Annotated in this window: 8 protein-coding genes; 5 read left to right on the top strand and 3 right to left on the bottom strand. The window is 42.9% G+C overall.

All coding sequences use genetic code 11. The annotated features are described in order from the left end of the window. Together ACLOR3_RS06720 and rsmD are read right to left on the bottom strand one after the other, a co-directional pair. Positions 1 to 194, bottom strand: a 194-nt coding sequence (locus tag ACLOR3_RS06720; protein ID WP_412037090.1) for an adenylyltransferase/cytidyltransferase family protein, incomplete at its 3' end; no start/stop codon positions are given. Next, positions 184 to 723 carry a 16S rRNA (guanine(966)-N(2))-methyltransferase RsmD gene (gene rsmD / locus ACLOR3_RS06725; RefSeq protein ID WP_411400687.1) on the bottom strand — a complete coding sequence of 180 codons (540 nt, stop codon included), beginning with the start codon at positions 721 to 723 and terminating at the stop codon, positions 184 to 186. The genes rsmD and ACLOR3_RS06720, both read right to left, overlap by 11 nt. 182 nt (positions 724 to 905) lie before the next feature. Between rsmD and ACLOR3_RS06730 the strand changes: the two genes are divergently transcribed. From ACLOR3_RS06730 to ACLOR3_RS06750, 5 genes are all read left to right on the top strand, one after another. After that, complete coding sequence (locus ACLOR3_RS06730) at positions 906 to 1,583, top strand: helix-turn-helix domain-containing protein (RefSeq protein WP_195563576.1); 678 nt, start codon at positions 906 to 908, stop codon at positions 1,581 to 1,583. A gap of 2 nt (positions 1,584 to 1,585) precedes the next feature. Further along, the gene (locus ACLOR3_RS06735) at positions 1,586 to 2,998 is read left to right on the top strand and encodes a Y-family DNA polymerase (protein WP_411400690.1); all 1,413 of its coding nucleotides are present in this window, start codon (positions 1,586 to 1,588) and stop codon (positions 2,996 to 2,998) included. Next, complete coding sequence (locus ACLOR3_RS06740) at positions 2,995 to 3,366, top strand: hypothetical protein (protein ID WP_411400692.1); 372 nt, start codon at positions 2,995 to 2,997, stop codon at positions 3,364 to 3,366. The genes ACLOR3_RS06735 and ACLOR3_RS06740 overlap by 4 nt, the downstream gene beginning before the upstream one ends. Beyond that, complete coding sequence (locus tag ACLOR3_RS06745) at positions 3,347 to 3,652, top strand: DUF5960 family protein (RefSeq protein WP_125329702.1); 306 nt, start codon at positions 3,347 to 3,349, stop codon at positions 3,650 to 3,652. Before ACLOR3_RS06740 ends, ACLOR3_RS06745 begins: the two co-directional genes overlap by 20 nt. Positions 3,653 to 3,839: 187 nt before the next feature. Next, a complete protein-coding gene (locus tag ACLOR3_RS06750) occupies positions 3,840 to 4,232 on the top strand; it encodes a (deoxy)nucleoside triphosphate pyrophosphohydrolase (RefSeq protein WP_411400694.1) in 393 nt (130 codons plus the stop codon). A gap of 23 nt (positions 4,233 to 4,255) precedes the next feature. Here the strand turns inward: ACLOR3_RS06750 and ACLOR3_RS06755 are convergent. Further along, positions 4,256 to 6,091: DUF3427 domain-containing protein (locus ACLOR3_RS06755; protein ID WP_412037091.1), on the bottom strand; the 1,836-nt coding region annotated here is incomplete at its 5' end.

The raw sequence follows: 6,091 nt of genomic DNA on the forward strand, positions 1-6,091 counted from the left end.
TTGGGCAAATGAGCCACTGCTTCTGTCACCATGGTTTCCCTTTGCTCAATGGTAAAATAACCCTTCTTCTCATGATTAAAGAAGATACCGACATACAAGCGATCAAACAAGCGACTAGCCCGCTCTATCAAATCCAAGTGTCCCAAGGTCATTGGGTCAAATGAACCTGTAAATAATCCGATTTTATCTGACATAAACCGTCACCTTACTAATTCCGTAGATTTTTTCTTTCCAGATTCCTAGACAAGCAACTTCCTCAGGCAAGTCCACTGCCTTGTCTGTCTCACAGACGACCATGACCTCTTCTCCAAGTAAACCACGTTCAGCCAGGGCCTCAATATCGGCTACGATCTGCTCCTTGGCATAGGGAGGATCCAGGAAAATGAGATCAAAGGTCCCCTGCAATTGATTGAGAGCTTGGTGAGCCTCCATCTTCAGCAATTGAAACTTGTGGCTTTCCTTGGTCATTTGGATATTGCTAGCAATAATTGCTTGGGCTCTGCGATCTTTCTCGACCAATACAGCCTGCTCCATCCCCCGAGACACCGCCTCGATAGACAGACCACCTGACCCAGCATATAAATCCAAGACCCGCCCCCCATCAAAATAAGGACCGATCATATTAAACATAGCCCCTCTCACCTTATCTGAAGTGGGCCTCGTTGTCTTTCCTTCGAGCGTCTTAAGAGGACGCCCTCCATAGGTACCTGATACAATCTTCATAGAGATTATTATATCAAAATTTGGATAAAAGATACAAAAACACCCACCCTCTCCAATCTGAGATTTGCTGAACCAAATCCCTTTCGCTGCCAAAGAAAAATCCTCTCACTTTTCTCTTGAAGTCCGCATTTATTTTTGCTATACTATACGTAACTTTTAAAACGTTACGTAGGAGAATACAGATGTTTGATGCAAAAAAATTAAAAGACCGTAGACTTGAGCTCGGCCTGACCCAAGCCCAGGTCTACGAATCCTTAGAGATTAGTCGCAAGACCTACTCTAGTTGGGAGAATGGCTTAGCAGAGCCACACGATAAAAACCTCAGGAGGTTGGCCAAGCGCCTCTCCGTTAAAGAGGACTACTTTGTCGACAAGAGCTCAGCGCTTTTCACCTACCCTTTACTAACCCCACCCCATCAGAGAAAGGTCGATCTCTTTGCTAGCCAACTCTTAGCAGAGCAAGAAAAGGTCGTCTCTTTGATCCCTTACCGCGTCCTCTCTATCGACTTGGCAGCTGGACATGGTCATACCTTTTATGACAATGAGACTGACTACGAGACCGTCTATTTTGACCAAGAGATCCAACACGACTTTGCCTCTTGGGTGTCTGGAGATTCTATGGAACCAAGCTATCCAAACGGTTCCGTTGCCTTGATGAAACAGACCGGATTTGACTATGATGGAGCAGTCTACGCCCTCATGTGGAATGGAAAGACCTATATCAAAAAAGTCTATCGGGAAGAGGAGGGGCTTCGCCTAGAGTCTATCAACCCAGCCTATGATGACCTCTTTGCTCCCTACGAAGATGAACCAAAAATCGTCGGTATCGTGGTCGGCCACTTCCTTCCTCTGGAGGTTTAGACATGCTTTTTGATTATTCACGTGAGCCCATGTCTGATATTGCTTTTGTGGATATGAAAAGTTTCTATGCCAGTTGTGAGTGCGTCCGCCTCGGCCTCAATCCCTTGACTACTTCTCTTTGTGTCATGAGTCGGAGCGACAATTCTGCTGGCCTCATCTTAGCCAGTTCCCCCGTTTTTAAGCAGGTCTTTGGGAAGAAAAATGTCGGGCGGAGCTATGATCTGCCCTTTGATCTCAAGACGAGGAAATTCAATTACTACCTGGCCCGTAAGCAAGGCCTGCCTACAGATCCATCCTTTGTCCACTATATCGAAAGGTGGGCCAAACGCACCTTTATCGTGCCCCCTCGCATGAATGCCTATATCCAGGTCAACATGGAGATCCAGCAAGTCTTTCAAGAATTTGCTGCTCCAGATGACATCTACCCCTATTCCATTGATGAGGGATTTATCGATTTGACCAGCTCTCTCAACTACTTTATTCCCGATCCTCAGCTAGACCGACGCTCCAAGCTGGATCTTCTTTCTGCTCGGATCCAAAAGCGCATTTGGCAGCAAACTGGGATCTACGCTACTGTCGGGATGAGCAATGCCAATCCCCTACTGGCCAAACTGGCCCTGGACAACGAAGCCAAGCACCAGAAAACCATGCGGGCCAACTGGTCTTACGAAGACGTCCCCAGTCGAGTCTGGCAGATAAAAAAACTGACCGATTTTTGGGGGATCGGCCAGCGAACAGAAAAACGCCTTAACAAACTAGGCATTCACTCCATCTATGAACTGGCCCAAGCCAATCCAGACCAGCTCAAAAAAGAATTTGGCGTCATGGGCGTCCAGCTCTGGTTTCACGCCCATGGGATCGATGAAAGCAATGTCCATCGTCCCTATCGACCAAAGTCTCACGGTCTAGGAAATTCGCAAATCCTTCCCCGTGACTACCACCGCCAAAGCGATATTGAACTGGTCTTTCAAGAAATGGCTGAGCAGGTCGCTATCCGCTTGCGTCGGGAAAAGAAAAAGACACAACTGGTCTCCATCCACGCCAGCTACTCCAAACAGGAACAGCTTTCCTCCATCCACTGCCAACGAAAGATTGAGCCTACCAACTCTACCGCTCAATTAGCCAAGGAAGTCATCCAGCTCTTTCGCTCCCACTACCAGGGAGGAGCCATCCGGCAGATCGGTGTCTTTTATGGGAAGCTCGTAGAAGAGAGCTTCCAGCTGATCTCCCTATTTGATGACCCTGAGCAAACTCAAAGAGAAGAAGCCCTCCAAGAGACCATTGACCATATCCGTGACCGATTTGGCTTTGCTTCTCTACAGAAGGGATCTGCCCTATTAGAAAATTCGCGCGCTCTGGCTCGAAGCAAACTGACCGGAGGCCACTCTGCAGGAGGTTTAGATGGCTTAGCATGATTGATCGTTCTTATCTCCCCTATCAGTCGGCACGTGACTTCCAAGACCGGGGAATGGCCAAGTGGGCTGGCTTCTTCCTCTCTGAGCATTCGACGGCCTTACAAACAAACCAGCTCTCTCTCGAAGAGCTTCGCCTCCTCTCAAACCAAGAAATCCGTCGCCTCCTCGAGCAAGCCTACCAGCAAGAGACCTATCTCTCCCTCTCTACCCTCCAGGACAATCAAGTCGCCGTCTACTACGGTCAGGTCTATTCCTTAAGCCCTTCCGAAGTCCTCATCAAAAATGGCCAGCACTACCACTCTCTCCTTCTTTCGACTATTTTTTCTATTGAACCAGGAGATTCTAGCTATGAAACCAGCCCTGAATAAACACGAACTCCAATTCGATTATTTTTCAGACAATTACCAGCAGTTCGAGCACGATTTTTACCGATTGGCAACGACTGCGACCCCCTTGGTCTTTTTAGAAGATGACCTGCTGAGATCCATGTCGACAGGCCAGCGCAACTATTTCAGACTCCACCATACCCAGAGCCGCGACCACCGTGACCACTACTTTCACTTTCGCGTCTCCACCCATCCCCAATCCCCACTGACACGGATTTATACCTACCTAGGCCACAGCACTACCACAGAATACAAATCAACCTCCTAGAAAACTAGGAGGTTCTTTTATCATGTGTATGAAGAAGCTTTCGCAACCCAACCAATCGCATCTTCAGGAGGATTGTCCACATCGATCCAGATGAAGTCAATGCCGATTTCACCGTTTTTGAATTTGGATTAATTCTTTAATTGCTTCTTTCAACCAATTTCTGATACAATGAAAGAGGAGGAAAATCATGTCAAAAAAAATTATTCACGTTGTTGCAGCTGCTATTGAAAAAGATGGAAAAATCTTTTGTGCTCAGAGACCTGAAGGAAAAAGCTTAGGAGGCTTTTGGGAATTTCCAGGTGGAAAATTAGAGGCAGGAGAATCTCCTGAACAAGCGCTCATTCGTGAAATACAGGAAGAATTAAATTCTGAAATTGAAATTATCTCCTTTGTGAACGAGGCCTCCTATGATTATGATTTCGGGACTGTCGTTATGAAAACCTATCACGCCAAGTTACTCTCAGGAAACCTAGAGTTGTTAGAACACCAGAATTCTACTTGGCTAGCACCACATGAATTAAAATCGCTTAACTGGGCACCCGTGGATCGTCCAGCTGTAGAATTGTTAACAAATAAATAAGAACATGGCTTAACACCATGTTCTTATTTATTTGTGATGTAACGATAAAGCGTATCTGAGATGGGTTTCTCTAACTTAAATTGCATTGTTACAATACTTTCATCGCCTTTTTCTAACGGACGAATTATTTCTTTTACCGAGGAAGGAATCAAATTCAAATTTCCTAGATAGTAGAACTCGCCTCCTTCAGCATCATCTTTGATAACAAATAATTTTATATCTAGACCAGTTGTGGGAGAGGATACAATCGCTTTTACATCCGGAGACATCAATGTACGTTTATTCTTTGAAAACCATTTTAATGTCGTTTCGTTTAAAAGTTCATCTTCATACTTAATAGTATCATTGATTTCATCATTTTTATGATATGTAATAAAAATTGGACAAGAATTCGTTCCCTTATCAATTTTGTATCCACCAATATTCAATGGTGGTTCATCCTTGGCCCAATTAAGCAATTTTGCAACATCTCGACGAGAGTATTTTTGACCAATCGTAAACGTATCTGGATAATCCAAAGATTTAATAAGTCCTGCCTGAATAATATCTTCAATAGCTATCCTATATTCAACCTTCTTTAATAACTGAACAAACTCATCTTGTAAAAAATATATAGAACCCTGGCAAATAAGCAGTGGGCTAGTCCCAAATTTCTTTACCTCTTGTGCCTTAAGAAAAGTAAGAGTTAAAATTGATTCGACTGAAGCAATCGTTGCTTTATCAAAAGGCAGATTCGTTTCTTGAAGAAGGTTAATAAAATCTTGTTTTGCCACTTTTCCATATTTAATCAAACGATCTAATAGGAGGAGCTCGTGCTTACGTTTACCAGATAATAACTCAAAGGTCAAAAAATTCAACCATTTTGCTTCATTTTCTGATAAGACTAGCTTATTTTTAGAAAATTTGTTTAAGACATCTACATAATTTTTAAAGCTAGTATTTTCAAAGAATACTAATGGATCGATACTATTGTAGTTCAAGTAATCAACTAAAAGAGGACTTCGACCTAACTTATTTTCCAGATCCGTGTATGCTTCTTGTAAAATTTTCAAATTGGATAAGGAAGTATTAGTGATGGACTTAAAGATTTGTTCCTTGGCTACTTCTTCAAAATTGATGGTCGTCAATCCTTTTAGAATATTTGGTTCTCGAAGCTCTCGACGATAATTATCTTTATTCATCGATTTATCACCAAACAAAGCAATAGGAATTAGATAGTTATTCTTGTAATTTCCGATAAAATCGATAATGGTCACATATTCTTTGCTTTCATGCTTCCGTAGCCCTCGACCTAACTGTTGTACGAAAACAATGCTTGATTGAGTATTCCGCAACATCACAACTTGATTGACCGATGGAATATCAATTCCTTCGTTAAAGATATCTACTGTTAAAATGTAGTCCAGCTCTCCCTTTTCTAGTTGGGCAACGACTTCATTCCGGGTCTCCATATTATCTTCACCTGTTAAGGCTCGACATGGTTTTCCCTTTTGGTTCAGTTTAGATGCTAAGTCATGGGCTTCTTGCTTAGAAGAACAGAACATCAAGCCCTTCACTTTCTTTCCACTAACTCCATAAAAATCAATCTTTTTTATAATATGCTTCACACGCTCTTCGGATGTCAAGTTTGCAATCGTAGTATTCTCATTGATTAACTGTCCTTCGACTTCGATATCCTTTACCCCAAAATAAATAAAGGGGCAAAGCATATCATTATCCAGAGCATCTTGTAGACGGATTTCATAGGCGATATTATAATCAAATAGTTCATAAATATTTTGCCCATCAGTTCGTTCGGGAGTAGCTGTCATCCCTAAAAAGAATTCTGGTTGAAAATGCGCCATCACTTTTTTATAAGA

The sequence above is a fragment of the Streptococcus intestinihominis genome, assembly GCF_046824975.1.
Taxonomy (GTDB): Bacteria; Bacillota; Bacilli; order Lactobacillales; family Streptococcaceae; genus Streptococcus.

Coding starts and splice junctions, on each gene's coding strand:
- rsmD (WP_411400687.1), bottom strand. CDS start 723: ATGAAGATTGTATCAGGTACCTATGGAGGGCGTCCTCTTAAGACGCTC.
- ACLOR3_RS06730 (WP_195563576.1), top strand. CDS start 906: ATGTTTGATGCAAAAAAATTAAAAGACCGTAGACTTGAGCTCGGCCTG.
- ACLOR3_RS06735 (WP_411400690.1), top strand. CDS start 1,586: ATGCTTTTTGATTATTCACGTGAGCCCATGTCTGATATTGCTTTTGTG.
- ACLOR3_RS06740 (WP_411400692.1), top strand. CDS start 2,995: ATGATTGATCGTTCTTATCTCCCCTATCAGTCGGCACGTGACTTCCAA.
- ACLOR3_RS06745 (WP_125329702.1), top strand. CDS start 3,347: ATGAAACCAGCCCTGAATAAACACGAACTCCAATTCGATTATTTTTCA.
- ACLOR3_RS06750 (WP_411400694.1), top strand. CDS start 3,840: ATGTCAAAAAAAATTATTCACGTTGTTGCAGCTGCTATTGAAAAAGAT.